The 18,456-nt window shown below is 62.3% G+C and carries 21 protein-coding genes; 9 read left to right on the top strand and 12 right to left on the bottom strand.

Annotated elements, in window-relative coordinates:
- A partial coding sequence (locus tag C5748_RS00005) for a hypothetical protein (protein ID WP_146119451.1) occupies positions 1 to 264 on the bottom strand: 264 nt, incomplete at its 3' end.
- Between the two features lie 246 nt (positions 265 to 510).
- On the opposite strand from C5748_RS00005, the gene C5748_RS28100 reads away from it, so the two are divergent.
- Positions 511 to 660, top strand: a complete 150-nt coding sequence (locus C5748_RS28100) for a hypothetical protein (protein WP_158259784.1) — start codon at positions 511 to 513, stop codon at positions 658 to 660.
- A gap of 88 nt (positions 661 to 748) precedes the next feature.
- The gene (locus C5748_RS00015; protein ID WP_105739903.1) at positions 749 to 1,141 is read left to right on the top strand and encodes a GFA family protein; all 393 of its coding nucleotides are present in this window, start codon (positions 749 to 751) and stop codon (positions 1,139 to 1,141) included.
- Positions 1,142 to 1,326: 185 nt separating this feature from the next.
- On the opposite strand, the gene C5748_RS00020 is transcribed toward C5748_RS00015, so the two are convergent.
- Complete coding sequence (locus C5748_RS00020; RefSeq protein WP_105739904.1) at positions 1,327 to 2,220, bottom strand: LysR family transcriptional regulator; 894 nt, start codon at positions 2,218 to 2,220, stop codon at positions 1,327 to 1,329.
- A gap of 94 nt (positions 2,221 to 2,314) precedes the next feature.
- Between C5748_RS00020 and C5748_RS00025 the strand changes: the two genes are divergently transcribed.
- Genes C5748_RS00025 through C5748_RS28105 form a run of 3 tightly spaced genes read left to right on the top strand, consistent with a single transcriptional unit; the run spans position 2,315 to position 3,525 of the window.
- The gene (locus C5748_RS00025) at positions 2,315 to 3,052 is read left to right on the top strand and encodes an SDR family oxidoreductase (protein WP_105740259.1); all 738 of its coding nucleotides are present in this window, start codon (positions 2,315 to 2,317) and stop codon (positions 3,050 to 3,052) included.
- A gap of 41 nt (positions 3,053 to 3,093) precedes the next feature.
- A complete protein-coding gene (locus C5748_RS00030) occupies positions 3,094 to 3,306 on the top strand; it encodes a tautomerase family protein (protein ID WP_105739905.1) in 213 nt (70 codons plus the stop codon).
- Between the two features lie 21 nt (positions 3,307 to 3,327).
- Positions 3,328 to 3,525, top strand: coding sequence for a hypothetical protein (locus C5748_RS28105; RefSeq protein ID WP_245428724.1), 198 nt, complete (start codon positions 3,328 to 3,330; stop codon positions 3,523 to 3,525).
- A gap of 5 nt (positions 3,526 to 3,530) precedes the next feature.
- Here the strand turns inward: C5748_RS28105 and C5748_RS00035 are convergent, their stop codons facing one another.
- Positions 3,531 to 4,340 carry a DeoR/GlpR family DNA-binding transcription regulator gene (locus C5748_RS00035; protein ID WP_105739906.1) on the bottom strand — a complete coding sequence of 270 codons (810 nt, stop codon included), beginning with the start codon at positions 4,338 to 4,340 and terminating at the stop codon, positions 3,531 to 3,533.
- Between the two features lie 177 nt (positions 4,341 to 4,517).
- Between C5748_RS00035 and C5748_RS00040 the strand changes: the two genes are divergently transcribed.
- Positions 4,518 to 8,522 (top strand): autotransporter domain-containing protein, encoded by a 4,005-nt coding sequence (locus C5748_RS00040; protein ID WP_158259786.1) that lies wholly within the window; start codon positions 4,518 to 4,520, stop codon positions 8,520 to 8,522.
- Positions 8,523 to 8,626: 104 nt separating this feature from the next.
- Here C5748_RS00040 and C5748_RS00045 read toward each other — a convergent pair whose 3' ends face one another.
- The 8 genes from C5748_RS00045 to queC all read right to left on the bottom strand — a co-directional run bounded on the left by C5748_RS00045 (position 8,627) and on the right by queC (position 14,507).
- Positions 8,627 to 9,901, bottom strand: a complete 1,275-nt coding sequence (locus tag C5748_RS00045; protein WP_105739908.1) for a TRAP transporter large permease — start codon at positions 9,899 to 9,901, stop codon at positions 8,627 to 8,629.
- A gap of 14 nt (positions 9,902 to 9,915) precedes the next feature.
- On the bottom strand, positions 9,916 to 10,464 hold the full coding sequence (locus tag C5748_RS00050; RefSeq protein WP_158259787.1) for a TRAP transporter small permease: 549 nt from the start codon (positions 10,462 to 10,464) through the stop codon (positions 9,916 to 9,918).
- Positions 10,465 to 10,555: 91 nt separating this feature from the next.
- Positions 10,556 to 11,539 carry a sialic acid TRAP transporter substrate-binding protein SiaP gene (locus C5748_RS00055; protein ID WP_105739910.1) on the bottom strand — a complete coding sequence of 328 codons (984 nt, stop codon included), beginning with the start codon at positions 11,537 to 11,539 and terminating at the stop codon, positions 10,556 to 10,558.
- A 53-nt stretch (positions 11,540 to 11,592) separates the two neighbouring features.
- Positions 11,593 to 12,420, bottom strand: coding sequence for a GntR family transcriptional regulator (locus C5748_RS00060; protein WP_245428688.1), 828 nt, complete (start codon positions 12,418 to 12,420; stop codon positions 11,593 to 11,595).
- A 271-nt stretch (positions 12,421 to 12,691) separates the two neighbouring features.
- On the bottom strand, positions 12,692 to 12,817 hold the full coding sequence (locus tag C5748_RS29185) for a hypothetical protein (RefSeq protein WP_280953465.1): 126 nt from the start codon (positions 12,815 to 12,817) through the stop codon (positions 12,692 to 12,694).
- 10 nt (positions 12,818 to 12,827) lie between these two features.
- On the bottom strand, positions 12,828 to 13,268 hold the full coding sequence (locus C5748_RS00065) for a DUF411 domain-containing protein (RefSeq protein ID WP_105739911.1): 441 nt from the start codon (positions 13,266 to 13,268) through the stop codon (positions 12,828 to 12,830).
- Between the two features lie 116 nt (positions 13,269 to 13,384).
- A complete protein-coding gene (locus C5748_RS00070) occupies positions 13,385 to 13,747 on the bottom strand; it encodes a hypothetical protein (protein WP_105739912.1) in 363 nt (120 codons plus the stop codon).
- A 49-nt stretch (positions 13,748 to 13,796) separates the two neighbouring features.
- A complete protein-coding gene (gene queC / locus C5748_RS00075; RefSeq protein ID WP_105739913.1) occupies positions 13,797 to 14,507 on the bottom strand; it encodes a 7-cyano-7-deazaguanine synthase QueC in 711 nt (236 codons plus the stop codon).
- A gap of 307 nt (positions 14,508 to 14,814) precedes the next feature.
- Here queC and C5748_RS00080 point away from each other — a divergent pair, with 307 nt between their 5' ends.
- Genes C5748_RS00080 through C5748_RS00090 form a run of 3 tightly spaced genes read left to right on the top strand, consistent with a single transcriptional unit; the run spans position 14,815 to position 17,261 of the window.
- A complete protein-coding gene (locus C5748_RS00080; protein ID WP_105740261.1) occupies positions 14,815 to 15,600 on the top strand; it encodes an SDR family oxidoreductase in 786 nt (261 codons plus the stop codon).
- A gap of 9 nt (positions 15,601 to 15,609) precedes the next feature.
- Positions 15,610 to 16,314 carry a ribonuclease activity regulator RraA gene (locus tag C5748_RS00085; RefSeq protein WP_105739914.1) on the top strand — a complete coding sequence of 235 codons (705 nt, stop codon included), beginning with the start codon at positions 15,610 to 15,612 and terminating at the stop codon, positions 16,312 to 16,314.
- Positions 16,311 to 17,261, top strand: coding sequence for a dihydrodipicolinate synthase family protein (locus C5748_RS00090; RefSeq protein ID WP_105739915.1), 951 nt, complete (start codon positions 16,311 to 16,313; stop codon positions 17,259 to 17,261). Before C5748_RS00085 ends, C5748_RS00090 begins: the two co-directional genes overlap by 4 nt.
- Here the strand turns inward: C5748_RS00090 and C5748_RS00095 are convergent.
- Positions 17,231 to 18,442 carry an HPP family protein gene (locus C5748_RS00095; protein WP_105739916.1) on the bottom strand — a complete coding sequence of 404 codons (1,212 nt, stop codon included), beginning with the start codon at positions 18,440 to 18,442 and terminating at the stop codon, positions 17,231 to 17,233. The two genes, C5748_RS00090 and C5748_RS00095, sit on opposite strands and share 31 nt — an antisense overlap.
- Positions 18,443 to 18,456 lie beyond the last annotated feature (14 nt).

Raw genomic sequence — 18,456 nt, forward strand, 5'->3', positions numbered from 1 at the left:
GGCGAGCAGCACCAGAACCCAATAGGATGCGCCCGGCAGCCCGGCTGCAGCCGGCGCGAAGCCGTTCCGGGTTCCCGTTTTGAGGATCGAAAGGTGATCGGGTTCGAGCAGCACCGGAAGCGGCGGCACCCGAATGTCGCTACCTCCCGGCGCGATGCTCTCGAATTCCGCGTCCTCCACCGCATCATCGGCCCACGGAGGCGATTTCCTGAAATCGGACGCTCCTGGAACGGACACGAATCCTTTTCGATCGATCTGTGCCATCGTGCAGTCACGTTCCTCTGCGCAATTCCAAAAACCGGGTCGGTTTTTTCGGCGTCATGCCCTAGGTGGTTGCCTCATGGGTTCAGCGTCTTGTGGATTTCGTCGCGACCAAGCGGGGCCTGGGGCCTGCGCTGCGCTCGGGGGACGCAGCTTACCAATCGCTCCCGAACTATGTTCTTGGCCAGTTCACGCCTGCCTTGCGCGGGCTGCTCGATGCCGCGGCGGCGGCCGGGGATTCGTGCCGACGTGGGCGCTCGCGAATTGCTGTTGGCGACCCTGCGGCCGGCAACGCCGGCGAGCGATGGTGAGGCTGCGGAGGCGCACCGGATGGTGGCGCTGCTCGTCGATGGTCTGCGCTTCGGAGCCAGCGTGTTCGCGAAAACCACTCCCGGCTGAACGGCAACAGGTATCGGCAGCGGGCAATTGCAATGACGGTGCCGTTCGTCGTAACCATTCTGACCACTTGATTTAGAGGAGACGCAGCATGGACCGATTCACTGGCGGTTGCCTGTGCGGCAACGTCCGGATTGTGGCGTCGGGCGCTCCATACCGGGTCGGCCTTTGTCACTGTCTCGACTGCCGCAAGCATCATGGCGCGCTTTTTCACGCTTCCGCGATATTCCCTCAGGATGCGGTGACGATCGATGGCGAAACACGCGGCTATGCCGGGCGGTTTTTCTGTCCCCGCTGCGGCTCGTCCGTTTTCGCACGCACCGCCGACGAAATCGAAGTGAACCTGGGAACCCTGGATGCCGCTGACCAACTGACGCCGACCTACGAACTGTGGACCGTCCGCCGCGAGTCCTGGTTGCCGCCGTTTCCGCTCACGAGACGATACGAGCGCGATCGTGACGCCACGGATCGCTTTGAGGAGTAGGTCGCACGAACGGTCGGGCGACCGGCGGCTTTCGGATCATACTCCGTTCAAGCAGGTGATTTCGGGGCCTGCGGCTGCCGGTGCGAATGTCGAATGCCGCAGCTGCCTTCATCTGCCGAACTGATGGTTCGACCTGTATAGGCTGGAGTTCACGCGGACGGCGAACCCTAGGAGAACGCATCGAACTACAGTTCTGCCGCTTCAAGGACTGTGGCGACCCAATCGACGAAAACCCGCACGCGCGGCGATAATTGGCGGTTCTGCGGGTAATAGGCGGCGAGCGGCAGAGGCGGCGGCGGCTGATCCGGCAGAACCTCGACAAGGAGGCCTCGCGCCAGATCGTCCCTGAACCGGTAGCGCGGCGCCTGAATCAACCCGTACCCCATCCGCGCCAGATGATGCGCCGTCTCCGCCTCGTTGGCGGTCACCCGGCAGGGAAGTGTCACTTCCCTGATCCCCTCGGCGGTCTGAAACTCCATCGGCATCACGCGCCCCGTGCGCGACGACACGAAGCCGACCATCTGGTGCCCGACGAAATCATCGGCCGAGGCCGGCGCGCCGTGACGTCTCAGATAGTCGGGGCTGGCGCAGGTTTGCTCGGGAATATCGGGAAGCCTGCGCATGATCATGCCGCTGTCATCCGGTTCGCCCGCCCGGATCACGCAATCCACGCCCTCGCGCACCAGATCGACCAGCCTGTCGCCCTGGCCGATCTGCAACCTGATCTGCGGATACGCGTTGAGGAAATCCGGCAGGCGCGGCAGCAGGAAGGCCCGCGTCAGGGCACCATGGGCGTCGATCCGTAATAACCCGGCCGGTTCGCCGCCACGCACCGTGCCCTCCGCCTCGTCGATATCGGCAAGGATCGACAGGCATCGCCGGTAATAGGCTTCGCCATCCGGCGTGGGCGCCACATGCCGGGTGGTGCGCTCCAGCAGCCGACAGCCGAGATCGCGCTCGAGCCGCCTGACCGCTTCGGTGGCCGTCGAACGCGGAATGTCCATATCGGCCGCCGCGGCCGTGAAGCTGCGACGGTCGATGACCCGGACAAGAAGGCGCATTGTATCGAGACGGTCCATATTTGTTCGGAATATCCGAATTCTGTTGCCGGAGAAAGGGGGATTATCCGGAAGATGGGACACTCTACATTCTTGCCGAACAATGGAGGTCAAGATGACACTGAAAGACAAAACCGCAATCGTGACCGGCGCCGGCAAGGGCATCGGCGCGGCAATCGCGCGCCGGTTGGCCCATGAGGGCTGTGCCGTGGCGGTGAACTATGCGCATGACGAGGCTGCCGCCCGTCAGGTCGTGCAAGACATCGAACGGGCAGGCGGCAAGGCGGTCGCGGTTAAGGCTGACGTCGGCGATCCAGCCAGCATGCCCGCACTGTTCGACGCAGCCGAAGCCGCCTTCGGTCCCATCGACATTCTGGTCAACAACGCAGGCATGATGCGGCTGTCTCCGGTGGCGGAGGCTACGGACGCGGATTTCGACGACCATTGCGCCATCAATCTTGGTGGCACGTTCCGCGGCATGCGCGAAGGCGCCAAGCGGCTGCGCGACGGCGGGCGGATCATCAGCCTGTCATCGAGCGTTGTGGGCTTCTACCAGCCCGGTTACGGATTGTATGCCGCGACGAAAGCCGGGATCGAGGCGCTGACGCATGTGCTCGCCAAGGAGTTGGGGCCGCGCGGCATCACCGTGAACGCGATCGCGCCCGGCCCGGTCGAGACCGATTTCTTCATGCGCGGCAAGTCCGAGGAACTGGTCGCCGGCATCACGCGGATGATCCCGCTCGGTCGCCTCGGCCGTCCCGACGACATCGCCGAGGCCGTCGCTTTCCTGGCCGGTCCGCAGAGCGGCTGGGTCAACGGACAAACCATCCGCGCCAATGGCGGCGCGGTCTGATCGAACTTCGAAACCCAACTCTTGAAACCAGGGAACACACCATGCCTTTCGCCAACTACAAACTGCCCCAGGCCTCGCTTTCGGCGGCGCAGAAGGAAGACCTGATCCACAAGACCACCGAACTCATGGTCGGCTATTTCGGGGAGGTCGTGCGCCCGACCACGATGGTCCTGATCGAAGACGTGCCTGATGGCGGATACGGCCGTGCGGACGAGGTCTTCATCATGCCGGAAGAATACCGGGCCAAGGACTGAGATTCACAAGCCGACGGTGAAATTCCGCGGGCGGAAAACTGTGAAGCGGTTTCCGCCCGCATCCCGATCTTCGCAATGATGGCGCTGCTTACGGGAGCCCTTGGCGGCGTGTCGGATATCTGCTCGGCCGCGTATGGTGGATCATCACTGAGTGGAATGGTCCCGATGTACCTGCTGATGAGCGCCGTCCATTCGACGCCCTGGCTGAAGCTGATCTGATGGCGCTATCGATCGGGATGCAGCTTTCCCACATGGACCTTGATGTTGCTTTCCCCAAGTTTGTGCAGGACTGGTCCATCCGGGAGTAAATCCGTGACGAGAATATCGACGTCCTGCAGCGAGCCGAGCTTGACGAGGGCGCGTTTGCCGAACTTGCTGCTGTCGACGGCTAGAAGCGTTTGATCCGATTGCGCCAGGGCTGCCGAAACCGCCGCCACCTCCGCATGGTCGTCGTCGCAGATATCACCGTCATCATCGATGCCGCTGACTGAAATGATCGCATAGTCGAATTTGAACTTGCGGATGAATTCAGCCGTGTCCTCTCGAAACACCCCGCCATCCACCGGCCGTACAAAGCCGCCGGGGACGGCAAGCACGAAATTCGAATTCTCGCTCAGGATCGTGGCTACCCTCAGACTATACGTCACCACGCGCAAATCACGCCGCCTGACGAGCGCGTTGGCGATGGCCTCGCATGTCGTGCCCGTATCGATGAAAACGGCCGCCCCATCGGGAATGAGCTCCGCCACCATCGCGCCGATTCTCTCCTTCTGCGGAGCATTGTCCACGCGTCTCTGGCGATAGGTTACAGGATCGACCGGCGTTGCGATCGCCGCTCCGCCATGCAGCCGCCGCACCTTCCCCGATTGCTCCAGCGCCATGACATCACGACGCGCCGTCTGGGTGGTCACGGAAAAAAGCCGGGTGATCTCATCGATCGAAATATAGTGGTTTCGCTCGATATAGCGGAGGAGAAAGGCCTGGCGGTTTTCCTTCTGACCGCCGTCTCCGGCTACCGGATCGTCGATCGTCATCCCATTCCCCGTGATTTTCTGAAGTCGTTTCCCTATAGCCATTTGTGCTGCCTAACGATGGGGAATGCAAGGTTCTCCCGATGAGATGTTGTCAAACTGACATATATGCCATGTAATGTTGCGAAAGTGACATTGTTCAATATGTCGTTCAACAACATTCATCGGTGGGACAGCGTTATGCAGAAGCAGCAAAAAACGAACAGGGTGAAGGCGGCAGCCAGGATCGGCCTCGTTGCCAGCGCCATCATGGTTCTGGAAGCAGGGACTGCAATCCCGGCTGGGGCGGAAGCCGGAGACGGTACGCTCAGGATCATCTCTCTCAACACCTGGGGGGCAAAGAGTCTTAATCCAACAGCCCTCGATCTCTACACCGCCGGCAAATACGATGTGATCACCATCCAGGAATACAACACGGAATACGGCAACGATCTCAAGGCCAAGCTGCCGCCCTATTTGCTGCATCGGGAAGGTGACGTCGGGTTGGCGTCGACACTGCCGATGACGACAGGCAATAGCAGCGGCGACCTGAAAACCCCGTACATGAAATTCGACGCGGATGGCGGCCGGCCCGTGACCATCGTGGCCACCGAGCACTTGAACTATTACGATGATCCGTTCGATCATCGCGTCGCAGAGGCGAAGGAGCTCAATGACTGGGCCAGGAGCGAGGTCAATCCCATCCTCATGACGGGCGATTTCAACGCGGGCGATATTTCGGAACGCGGCCTCCTGGAGGTGGTTCAGCAGGAACTGATGCTGACCCGAGCAAGAGAAACCGGCAACGCGGACTATAAGGCATGGGCGCTGCAATATGTCGCGCGCAACCACGCAATCGGCTCCGAGAAATACAACGCCGCCGAAGCCTACATAAACAAGACTTCCGATACGCGCCCGACGGACCTGTTCACGGATGAGATGTATCCGGTCGCCGGGAATACGCCCAACACGATGAACATCCTCAAGAAGGACTATCAGATTCTTCAAAACCCGGAGGACCGGGAAAAATTCGCGCCGCACGAACTGGCGGACGGCAGCACGACATGGCCCAGCATCGACGAGGACGATGAAGCGTTCAAATGGCCGTCATGGGGGCGCACCCAGATCGATCATTTCGTGGCGTCGCGTCCCTATGCGAAATGGTGGCAACTGGTGGACGAGGCCGATGACAAATATGTCGGCGGGGTTCTTGACAGGGAGGTGAGCACCACGCCCGAAGGCACCGCCCTCTCCGACCATGAGCCGGTGGCGCATGATATCCGCTGGAACGGCCCGCGTGTGCAAGAGATACCCGATGCGGGCGGCAAGGTGCGGTTGATTTTCGACAACGCCGCCAGCGGCTTCGACACTGCGGGCGAGTTCAAGCTTTCGCGCAACAATCACCGCACCGACGTCTATCTCGGCCAATTGTCGGATGCCAACGGCACACCGGTCTATCGGCTGCCGGAAACAGTTCCGCACGAAGCGATCTCGCAGGACCAGCTGGCTTACCTGGTTTCCAATGCGATCTATGACCGGGACGGCACCGCCCCCGGTTTCCTGGAGCAGTTGAAGCCCTACATTCCCGAAGACAAGATGGAGATTTTCAACCAGCGCCGTGCAGAACTGCTCGATAATACCAGCGACGGCTATTACCGCACCGTCATCGATAATTATTTCAAGGCGCATCGCGACGAGTTCCCCGGCAAAGACGCATTCACCGACCTGAGCTGGGAACAATGGGGATATATCCTCATGGATACCCTGAAGACCGACCTGACGTTCCAGACGGTGACGAACGACGCCGCCGAGGCGCAGGAAAACTGGAAAGAACTTTGGGCAACGCTCGGTCTCGACGACCCGGCGACGCGGGCTGAACTCAGCAAGCTGACGGGCATCGACTTCGAGAACGATCCTTACGCACCGCTGAAACTCCAGCTCGCTTGCGGCGATGCGAAGCACCTCACCCTGCAGGGCGCACGCGACCTGTGCGTGGACGATCACAGCCGCTTCAAGGATATCATCATCGCAGACGGCAAGACCGTCGCGATTGACGAAAGCGAGGCGCTGGGTTCATCCGACGGCACCATCACGCTCGCCAATGGCGGCATCCGCACGGCGGGACCGGATGACGAGTGGGCCAACTGGACGACCCCGGTGACCAAAATCGACAAGGCCATCCGGCTCGAAGGTCTGGGCTGGATCGACGTGTCACACCCTACCGTCCCGGTTGAAATGGTTCAGGCGATTTCCGGTCCGGGAACGCTGGAGAAGCGTGGGCCGGGCACGCTCGACCTTATGGCCGTCAACAGTTACACCGGCGGCACCATGGTTACGGCAGGCGCCTTGCGCGCCGGCGTTGACGGCGCTTTTGTTGATGACACGGCCTATGCCGTCAATGGCGGCGTGCTCGATCTCAACAATTTCGACCTGTCGATGTCGTCATTGTCCGGCAAGGGCGGCGTTGTGAAGCTTGGCAGCGCGGCGCTTGCTGTGAATCAGGCGGTCGACACCCGCTTCGATGGCGCAATCGAAGGCTCCGGCGACCTGACAAAGAGCGGCGAAGGCTGGCTCGTTCTCAACGGCGCCAACAGCTATACCGGCGGAACGACGGTCAATGGCGGCGGGCTTCTCGTCGGCGACAAGGATCATGCAGGCGCAAGCGTTGCGGGCCAAGTGGATGTGGCGTCGGGCGCAACGCTCGGCGGCGCCGGCGCCGTCGGCGGCGGCGTGACGGTGGCAAGCGGCGGCACGCTTTCTCCGGGCGACGGCATCGGCACGCTTTCAGTCTCCGGTGATCTGGTACTCAAGGCCGGCTCGACCTATTACGTCGACATTGCGCCGGAAGGCGTCAGCGACAAGGTCGCAGTGGGCGGAACAGCTACGCTTGAGGGCGGCGATATCTACATCGCCAAGCTCGCCGGCACCTACATGCCGGGGCAGCGCTACTTGATCCTCACCGCCGATGGCGGCATCACCGGCACGTTCGGCGATCTGAGCCAGAACATGCCGTTCGTCGATCTGGGCCTTAGCTACGACCCGAACGATGTCTATCTCGACATCGCGCGCAACGATGTTGCCTTCGTAAACGTCGGCATCACGCGTAACCAGAAGGCTGCGGGTGCGGCCATCGAGGCGCTCGGCGCGGGCAACGAGGTGTTCGACGCGGCCGTGCTGCAGGACAGCGAGGCGGATGCGCGCATGGCCTTCGACCAGCTTTCGGGGGACTTGCATGCCTCGGCCAAGACCGCGCTCATCAACGACGGCCGCCTCATCCGCAACGCGATGAACGACCGGATCAGGGCAGCCTTCAACGATGTGGCGGCAGCCGCTGTGCCGGTGATGGGCTTCGGTCCGGATGCCAAGCCGCTTGCGGCTGGAAACGACGCACCGGCCATGGCGGCCTGGGGCAGTGCCTTCGGCGCATGGAGCGAGACGAAGGGTGACGGCAACGCCGCCGCTCTCGACCAATCGACCGGCGGCTTCGTCACCGGCTTCGATACGGCAGTGGCGCAAGACTGGCGTCTGGGCGCAATGGCCGGCTACAGCCGCTCGAGCTTCGATGGACAAGGCTCCGGCGACAGCGACAATTACCATCTCGGCGTCTATGGCGGCGGTCGGTTCAATGCGCTCTCGTTCCGCTCCGGCCTCGCCTATAGCTGGCATCAGGTGGAAACGTCGCGCAGCGTGGCCTTCCCCGGTTTCGAGGATCGTCTCAAGGCCGATTATGATGCCGGGACATTCCAGGCCTTTGGCGAATTGGGCTACCGGATCGATACGAGCCGCGTTTCCTTCGAACCCTTTGCCAATCTCGCCCATGTCAGGGTGAAGACCGATGGCTTTACCGAAAAGGGCGGTGCCGCGGCGCTGACTGCCAGAGGCGACACCACGGATACCACCTTCACCACGCTGGGTCTGCGGGCCTCCGCTCCCTTCACGCTCGGAACCATCGATGCCGAGGCACGCGGCACCGTGGGCTGGCAACATGCCTATGGTGATACGACACCGGTCTCGACGCTTGCCTTCGCCGGAGGCAATGCCTTCTCCGTCGCCGGTGTTCCGATTGCCGAGGATACGGCCCTGATCGAGGCTGGTTTCGACGTCAAGCTCAGCCCCCGCGCAACACTGGGTCTATCCTATACCGGCCAGTTCGGCTCGGATCTGACGCAGAATGCAGTGGATGCCAGGTTCACCATCAACTTCTGAGGCGATGGTCCTGAACGAATTGCCATTGGCGGCAAGAATGCCGCCAATGGCTTGCCGAACGATCCGCTCTCGTCATGAAGAGCGACCTTCCGTGCAACACCGCCTCATCGATACCACAGCGTCGGCAGGAACAGTGTCAGTTCCGGGATGACGGAGATCAACACCAGGACGAAGATCAGCGGGATCAGAAACGGCAGGACTGCCATGACGGTGCGGTCGAACGAGAGCTTGCCGACGCGCGAAAGCACGAACAGCACCATGCCGACCGGCGGGGTGAGCAGGCCGATCATCAAATTGAGCACCATGACGACGCCGAACTGTACCGGATCGATGCCGACCTGGTTGACGACGGGCATGAGGATCGGCACCAGGATCGAGATCGCGGCGATGGTTTCCATGAAGCTGCCGACGACGAGCAGGATGATATTGATGATCAGGAGCAGAAGCAGCGGGTTTTCGGTGATCGACAACAGCGCCGTGGCGACATGTTCCGTCACGCGGGTCGTGGTCAGGACCCAGCCGAACAGCGAGGCTGCGCCGACGATGATCAGCACGCTTGCCGTCGTCTCGATGGTTTCCAGCGTGATGCGATAGAATTGCTTGAGGTTGAGCGAGCGGTAGAAGAAAATACCGAGGATGAGCGCCCAGGCGCAGGCCGCGACGGCCGCCTCCGTCGGCGTGAAGGCGCCCGAGGTCATGCCGCCGATGATGATGACAGGCGTCAGCAGCGCCGGTATCGCGTGCAGGAAGGAGACGCCCAGCACGCGCCAGCGAAACGCCTGGTCGCGGCCGACGCCGTTGCGGCGCGCATACCAGCTGACATAGATCATCAGCGCCAGCGCCACCACCAGGCCAGGGACGATGCCGGCGGTGAAAAGCTGTCCGATCGATACGTTCGCCATGACGCCGAACACCACCATCGGCAGGGAAGGCGGGATGATCGGCCCGATGGTCGAGGAAGCAGCGGTGATCCCGACCGAGAATTCATGGTCATAGCCATGATCGCGCATCGCCTTGATCTCGATATTGCCGAGACCGCCCGCATCGGCCACCGCCGTGCCCGACATGCCGGCGAAGATGATCGAGCCGACGACATTGACGTGGCCGAGGCCGCCGCGCAGCCAGCCGACGGCGGCGGCGGCAAAGGCGAAGATGCGGTTGGTGATCCCTGCCGAGTTCATCAGATTGCCGGCGAGAATGAAGAACGGCACGGCCAGCAGCGGGAAGGAATCGACGCCGCCCGCCATGCGATGCAGCACGACGAAATCAGGAATATTCGACAGGAACGCCGTGTATATCAGCGAGGCGCCGCCGAGCGCGACGAAGATCGGCGCGCCGATCAGCAGCAGGACGAAGAGGGCCAGGAAAAGAAGGAGCATGATTTCGTCCAGGTTCAGTCAATGATGATTTCGGAGGGAGCCGGGCCGGGTCGCCAACCTCGCCGCATGTCGGCGATGAAGCGCTGTACGGCGCGCCACAGCATCAGGAAGCAGCCAAGCGCAATGCCGCCATAGACGATGCTCATCGGCCACGGAAACACCGTCATGGTCTGGATCTGCATCAGTTTGGTGATCGAAATCGAAAACCAGCATAGGAGGCCGACGAAGCCGACCACCAGAACGTCGATGACGAAATTGAGAACGCGAACCAGCGGCGCCGGCAGGAACAAATGCGCCACCTCGACGGAGATGTGCGTACCGCGCCGCATGGCGATCGCCGCACCGATAAAGGTGATCCACATCAGGAGGTAACGCGCGATCTCCTCGGTCCAGGAGAGCGAATCGTTGAGCACGTAACGGGTGAAGAACTGCAGGAACACGATCACCGCCATGCCCCAGAAGATCGCGAAGGCCAGCCAGTCCTCCGGATGGTTTTCGATCTCGGGATCGGGCTCCTCGGGCACAATCATCCCCGCCGGCGCGCCTTGCTTGTCATCTGTCATGCCAACACTCCTCCACCAGAGAGACATCCGGCCGCCTGCGCTGCGGCCGGTGAGGAGGGCGGAAAGCCGCCTTCCTCACATGATCCACCTGCTACAGCGCCTGCAGCGCGTCGTACTGTTCCTTGGTCCAGACAGCGCCGGAATTCGGGTCGTTGTGCAGCGGCTGCGCGGCCTTGATGAAGGGCTCGCGGTCGACCTCGACGACGGTCTTTCCCAACTCGCGGAACTTGTCGGCAAGCGCCTGCTCCTGGGTGCGGATCTGGTCCGTGGTGCGTGCGGCGGCTTCCTGCAGCACATCGGTGAAGGTCTTTTTGTCCTCGTCGCTCATCTGGCCCCAGATATGGCCGCCGACGACGGTGACGAGCGATTCCGTGATGTGCCCGGTCAGCATGATATGGCTCTGCACCTCATAGAACTTCTTGGCCATGATCGTCGGCAGCGGGTTCTCCTGGCCGTCGACGGTGCCCTGTTGCAGCGCGAGATAGACTTCCGAGAAGGCGATCGGCGTGGCGTTGGCGCCGACCGATTTGGTGAACATCTGGAACAGCGGCGCCGGCGGCACGCGCAGCTTCATGCCCTTCATGTCCTCCGGCTTGGTGATTTCCTTGTTGGCGGTCACATGGCGCTGCCCGTAATAGGTGAGCGAGGCGACGTGATGGCCGGTCTTGTCGTCATAGCCCTTGGCCAGATCCTGGAAGAGCTGGGAGTCGCGATAGGCCTTCCAATGGTCGAAATCGCGCAGGATGAAGGGGGCGTTGGTCATCGACAGCGGCCCGTAGATGGAACCGGCGAAGGCCACGCCGGTATAGATCATATCGACGGTACCGAGCGTCAGCGCCTCGTTGATCTGGTTCTCATTGCCGAGCTGCGAGGCTGGAAAGACTTCGATCTTGTATCGGCCGTCGGTCCGCTTGGCGATTTCTTCGCCGGCCCATAGGGCCTGGGTATGGTAGGGTTCGCCCGTCTCGTAGACATGCGCCCATTTCAGTACCGTTTGGGCGTATGCCGGGCCTGCGGCGAACGCCGCGATTGCCGCAAACGCGGCGAAAGCCAATCTTGAGATGCTCTTGGTCATGACAGTCTCCTCCCTGTGTTGGACCAGCCCGGCTCCCACCGGGCATTCGTTGTCTACTTCATAGCCTCCCTGGGGCCTCCCCCGGGGGCCCCTTGTGGCCATCTGCCGTCGAAGTCTCCCTCGTCGGCGAAATAGTCCGGATAGCTATCCCTGATCGCGGCGATATCGAGCCGCAATTGATCGATATGCGCTGCCATCGCTGCCGCCGCAGCGTCGGCGTCACGCGCCTCGAGCCCGGCCAGGATCGCCGCATGATCGTCTTGCACGCGCGTCATCCGGCCTTCCTGCGGCAATGTCAGGCGGCGATAGCGGTCGAGCTGTGTCTTCACCTGCTGCACCAGCGACCAGATACCGGGATAGCCCGCCGCCCGGGCAATCTCGGCATGGAACGCTTCGTCGGCGGCATGAAACGCCTCTTCGTCGGCGCGCTCGGCGGCCTCCGTCTGGCGCTGGATGAGCATGCGCAGGCTCATCAGATCGCTGACGCTTGCACGTTCGGCCGCGGATCGGGTCGTGATGTCTTCCAGGGATTTGCGCACCAGGATCGCTTCGGGCAACCGGTGCGCCGGAATACGCGTAACCCTGGTGCCGGATTTCGGAACGATCTCGACCAGGCCTTCGTCTGAAAGCCGCAGAAGCGCTTCGCGCACCGGCGTGCGCCCGATGCCGTAGGCAACCGACAGCTCTTTTTCCGAAACGACCGTGCCGGGCTTCAGGGTAAGCGCCAGGATATCGTCGCGCAGCCGCTTGTGGACGGCCGTCGCGATTTTCTGGGCATTGCCGGAGAACCAGGCATCGTGGCGGCTGGCATGGCCGAATGCCTGCCCGGCCTCCTTGGGAGATCGGGATCGCTGCTCCTCATGTCCGTGCCTATCCGTCAACTGCTGCGACCTGACATATCTAACATGTAAGTTTGCACGATAGCAAAGAATGACATCAACCGGCAAGCCAGTTTATGCCGATAAGGGATTGACCCGATCTGCCGCCTTGTCGACGGCATGTGATCGTTTTCTGCAAGCGCAGAACATTGGCATGGTTCGTTGATTCAGTACTGGAATTGCAACCCTCTCGGGCCCACCCGTCCGTACTCGCCGGGTGCGCCGAACGGGCACCCGGCGAGCTTTCCGCGCCGCGTGGCGACAAGCAGCCTTTTTATTCGCGGCCGCCGAGGAACAGATATTTGACCAGTGCGGCGACACCGAGAATGAGCACGAGCACGGTCAAAAGCCAGACCAATCCCATGCCCCACATCATCATTCCGCTCATGCCATCCATCATCGGCCGGCTCCTATTCCCTGGCGTAAACGCCGCCAATGTCGCCCGACTTGGAGATTTCCAGAATCTCGAAAGGGGCTTTCTTCGTGCCGCCCATCCCCGGCGAACCCATCGGCATGCCCGGCAGCGTGACGCCCTTGATGTCGGGCCGCTCGGTCAGGAGCTTGTTGACCACGCCGACCGGCACATGGCCGCTGACCACATAGCCGTCGATGAACGAGAGATGGCAGCCCTCGGAACCTTCGGGAATACCGGCCTTGAGGCTCATTGCGGGAACGTCGCCGGTCGGTTTGGTGGTAACGTTGAAGCCGTTTTCCTTGAGATAATCGGCATAGCTCGCGCAGCAGCCGCATTGCGGATCCTTGTAGAGCGTGACGTCCTTTTCACCCGCCATCGCCGGAACGATACTTGAGAGCAGGGACGCGAGGACAAGGGTTTTCGCGAAATTGGACATATTTGTTTCTCCTTGCGGATATCTTGCGTTCAGGCGGAGCGGATGACATCGGTCATGCCGCAGGCCCGGTATGACGAAACATGGCGACCAAGACGGTCGGGCAGGCCCGGCCGGCGTCAGCTCTGGATGGTGGTTCGGGGAGGAGAGAGAGCGGGCGGGACGGCGTGGCCGTTCATCTCTGCCAGTGCGCAATCCGCTGTATCGGCCGCCAAAGCGGGAAGTTGAATTCCGGCAGCGACGGAAATTCCGACGAAAGGCGTGAGACAGCCTTGATCGCACATCGCGGCCTTGCCGTCATCCTCGGGACAGCCTTCGCAATCGCCCATATCTGCACCCATGCCCGCGCTCATGTCCGCATTGGTCATGTCTGCGGCAGACATGGCTGCCGACATCCTCGCCGTCTGCGTCGCATGCGCAATGGCGCCCGTGGCGAACAATGCCAGAAGCAGGATTGCGAAGAGGCGTGCCATGCGGTCCATGGCGCCATGTTATCCCGTTCCTGCGCGAAGTCCAGTTGCCGGCGGACGGCTAGCCGTTCTGGCGTTCCGATCCCGTGCGAACGGCTTCGAGCCAGTATTCGCGGTCTTCGTAATCGGTCGGATCGTCGATCCCCGCCAGATGGAATGCTTCGCGTCGCTCGACGCAGGTGCCGCAGCGCCCGCAATGGCGTGCGCCGCCCTTGTAGCACGACCATGTCTCGGCAAAGGGCGTGTTGTGTTTCGCCCCGTCGGTGACGATATCGGCCTTGGAAATATTCACATAGGGCGCGTAGAGCGTGATGTCGGCATAGCCGTCCAGCGCATGGCGCTGCATGGTCTGGAATGCGTCGATGAAGCCGGGCCGGCAGTCAGGATAGATGAAATGATCGCCGCCATGAACGGCCGTGGCCACCGCATCGGCCTTTTGCGCTGCGGCAACGCCGAACGCGATGGCCAGCATGATCGCATTGCGGTTCGGCACCACCGTCACCCGCATCGTCTCTTCGGCATAATGCCCATCGGGAACGTCGAGATCGTCGGTCAGGGCCGAGCCGGACAGGCTGCGGCCGATCTCGCCGATATCGATGATCCGGTGCGGAACGTTCAGCCGCTCGCCGCAGGCCGCGGCAAAGCCGAGTTCCTTCTTGTGCCTCTGTCCGTAGTCGAACGACAGGAGGCCGGTGAGTTCGTGCTCCGCGGCTATTTTGTGGGCGAGCGAGACGGAATCCAGTCCGCCGGAGCAGATGACGAGGGTCTTCATGGGTTTGTCCTTGTTTTATCCGGGTAGGCTGCGACCGGTCTTGCCGATCATTAGAACGGTTTGGCGATTCCATCAAACAGGAATTGGCAAACAGGAATTGGCAAACAGGAATTGGCAAACGACAATTGGCAAACGGGCAATGGACGGGAACGCTTGCAACGCCCCGCAAGTCGCGGTTCAGCATGAACTCACAATCTCCATGTCATGGATCATGACCCAACAAATTTTATTGATTGAAGGAAGAAAAAGCCATGTTTTCTTTTCTCTGACGAGCGGCATGATGGCCCGCTGCAATTGGAGTGGAATCGTGGATTTGAAGTTGAAGGAAAAGACCGCCCTGGTGTTCGGCGCCGGCGGCGGGCTCGGCGGCGCCATTGCCCGCTCGCTTGCCGGCGAGGGCGCAAGGGTTGTGATGGCGGATATCAATGGCGATGCCGTGCGCGCCGCCGCCGAGCGGATCACTGCCGAAGGCGGAAATGTGCTGCCGCTCGAATGGGACATCGCCGATCTCAAGCTTGTCGAAGGCAAGCTTGCACGCATTCAGGACCAGTTCGGCCCGGTCGATGTGCTGGTCAATAACACGGGTGGTCCGCCGCCGACACCGGCCGCAGGCCAGTCGCCCGAAGACTGGTCGAAATATTTCGATCAGATGGTCCGCTCGGTCATCGTCGTGACCGATGCCGTGCTGCCTTCGATGCGCCAGCGCGGCTGGGGCCGCATCATCACCTCCACCTCGTCGGGGGTCGTCGCGCCGATCGCCAATCTCGGCCTTTCCAACAGCCTGCGGCTTGCACTGGTCGGCTGGTCCAAGACGCTGGCCCGCGAAGTGGGCCGCGACGGCATCACCGCCAACATCGTTCTCCCCGGACGCATAGCGACGGGCCGGATCGTCTTTCTCGATGAACAGAAGGCGAAACGGGAAAACCGGCCCGTGACCGAAGTCACGGCCGAAAGCACCGCATCCATTCCCGTCGGCCGCTATGGTGACCCGAGCGAATATGGTGATACGGTCGCCTTCCTCGCCAGCCCGCGCGCCTCCTATATTACCGGTTCCGTCATCCGCATCGACGGCGGCCTTATCCCCAGCATCTGAGGAGCTTTCATGTCTCTCGATCCGAAAATCGTGGAAACGCTGAAAGGCGTTTCCACTGCTACGCTGACTACGGTGCTTCTCAAGAAGGGGCTGCGCAATGTCTGGATGCGCGGCACCAGCCCGTTGCAGCCAGGCCAGGGCAGGGTGGTCGGCCCTGCCTTCACGCTGCGTTTCGTGCCCGCCCGCGAGGATCTTGCCACGCCGGAAAGCTGGGCCTCTCCGATCTCCACCCGCGCGGCGATCGAGGCGATGCCTGAGGGCTGCGTCGCCGTGGCCGACGCCATGGGCGTGCTCGATGCCGGCATCTTTGGCGATATCCTCTGCTCGCGCATGAAGAAGCGCGGCGTGGCGGGGCTCGTCACCGACGGCGTGGTGCGCGATGCCGAAGGCGTGCTGGGCACAGGCCTTTCCGTCTGGTGCAATGGCGTCGCCGCACCGCCCTCCGTGGCCGGCCTGACCTTCGTCGCCTGGCAGCAGCCGATCGCATGCGGCGGCGTTGCCGTTTTCCCCGATGATATCGTCGTGGTCGATGAGGATGGCGCGGTGCTCATCCCGGCCAAGTTCCTCGATGCGGTGCTCGCCGAAGCGCCCGAGCAGGAGCGGATGGAGGCCTGGATCATGACAGAAGTTGATGGCGGCATAGCATTGCCGGGCCTTTATCCCATGAACGCCGAAACCAAGGCGCGCTATCAGGCATGGAAGGACACGCAATGAGTTTCGCTTCCGCCGCTAAAGGTGTTTATTCGATCGCCACCACACCGTTCCTGCCCGATGGCTCGCTCGATCTCCCCTCGGTTGATCGGCTGACGGATTTTTACCAGGAATGCGGGGCAAGCGGGCTCACCATTCTCGGCATCATGGGTGAGGCGCCGAAGCTGGAGCCCGAGGAATCGCGCACCATCATCCGGCAGGTGGTCAAACGCGCCACGGTGCCGGTGATCGTCGGCGTTTCCGCGCCCGGCTTCGCCGCCATGCGCTCGCTGGCGCGCGATGCGATGGAGATGGGCGCGGCCGGCGTGATGATCGCGCCGACGCCCGCGCTGAGAACGGATGAGCAGATCCTCGGCTATTTCACCGGGGCGGTCGAGGCGATCGGCTCGGATGTGCCGTTTGTCCTGCAGGATTATCCGCTGACGCTGTCAGTGGTCATGTCCCCCTCCGTCATCGCCAGGATTGTCACCGATCTGCCCTCCTGTGTGATGCTCAAGCATGAGGACTGGCCGGGCCTGGAGAAAATCTCGAAGCTCCGGGCCATGCAGGCGGCGGGCGAGCTCCGGCCGTTCCCGATCCTCTGCGGCAATGGCGGCATGTTCCTCGATTTCGAGCCGGAACGCGGTGCCGATGGCGCGATGACCGGCTATGGCTTTCCCGACATGCTGGTCGAGCTGATCGGCCTTCACCAGGCCGGCAAGCGCGATGAGGCCCATGATCTCTTCGATGCCCATTTGCCGCTGATCCGCTATGAGCAGCAACCCGGCATCGGCCTTGCCGTGCGCAAGCATGTGCTGTTGCGGCGCGGGGTCATCACCTCGGATGCACAGCGTAAGCCGGGAGCGATGCTCAGCCCGACGGCGCGCGCCGAGGTGGATTATCTCCTGGCGAGGCTGGCCCGCCGCGACCCGCGCGCCGCTCAGGCCGCGTCGGCTGCTTCGCTCGGCTGATCCGACGCAGCGCTGCGCAGATCGGCGATGTTGCCCTGAAACAGGGCCGCAATGAGATCGGATTGCGTGACGATGCCGACCACGTGGTTGGCATCGTCCACGACGGGCATGTGATGCAGCCCCATATCCGCCATCGGCGGCACGAGCTTTGCGATCATCGTCTCCGGCAAGGCCGACTGGACACGCCGCGTCATGATGTCGGAAACCTTGCGCGGTGAGCGTTGCGGTCGCCCGAAAGCGCCTCGAAGACGGTCGCGGAAACTGATGTGCAGGCGACCGTCTTCGGAGAGAACGGAATTGCGCATGAAATCGGTCTGCGTCACGATGCCGACCAATCCGTCGTCTTCCATGATCACCGGAAGCGCCTTGATGTGGTGGTCCAGCAGCATTCGCCAGGCCTCGCGAAGCGACGTGTCAGGCGTAACGGTCCGCACATCCCGCGACATCACTTCGTCGCAGGTGATTTCGCCCGAGCGGCGGTTATAGGCGCGGATCTGCGCCTGATGCAGAAGCGCGTCGAGTTCGTCGGGGCTGACATTGACGATCTCGTCATACTGGGCGAGTACCGCCTGCAGATCATCCGGGACAACGCCGATGCGCTGGCTGGGCAGCGGATCGGCGGTATGGTGGATATTGGCTTTCGCAACGGGCGCCAGATGCGGATACCGCCGCCCGGTCAGATTGTTGAACGCAAACGCCACCATCAGCAGCAGGGCCGAGTTGATGCCGACCGGCGTCAACGCGAACCAGTATCCCGCCTCATGGATCGAGGCGCCGCCCAGGACGGCGGTCAGCGCCACCGCGCCGCTTGGCGGATGCAGGCAGCCCAGAAGCAGCATGGTGCCGATCGCAAGCCCGATCGCGATGCCGGCCGCCAGCACCGGATCCGGGATGAACAGGGCGCATGTGACGCCGATCAGCGCCGATATGATATTGCCGCCCAGAATGGACCAGGGCTGGGCGAGCGGGCTGGTCGGAACCGCAAACAGCAGAACCGCCGATGCGCCCATCGGGGCGATGAGAAGCGGAAGGCTGACGTCCGAGCCTACCGCGAATTTGCTCACCGTCCCTGTCAGCAGAATGCCGACCAGCGCCCCCAGCGAGGACCGCAGGCGCTCGGCATGGCTGACGGGGACAAGTGCCGGGACGAGCCGTCGAAAGAATGCAATGGCAGTGGACATGAAACCCGAAGCGA

The organism is Phyllobacterium phragmitis (assembly GCF_002980495.1).
GTDB classification, from domain to species: Bacteria; Pseudomonadota; Alphaproteobacteria; order Rhizobiales; family Rhizobiaceae; genus Paramesorhizobium; species Paramesorhizobium phragmitis.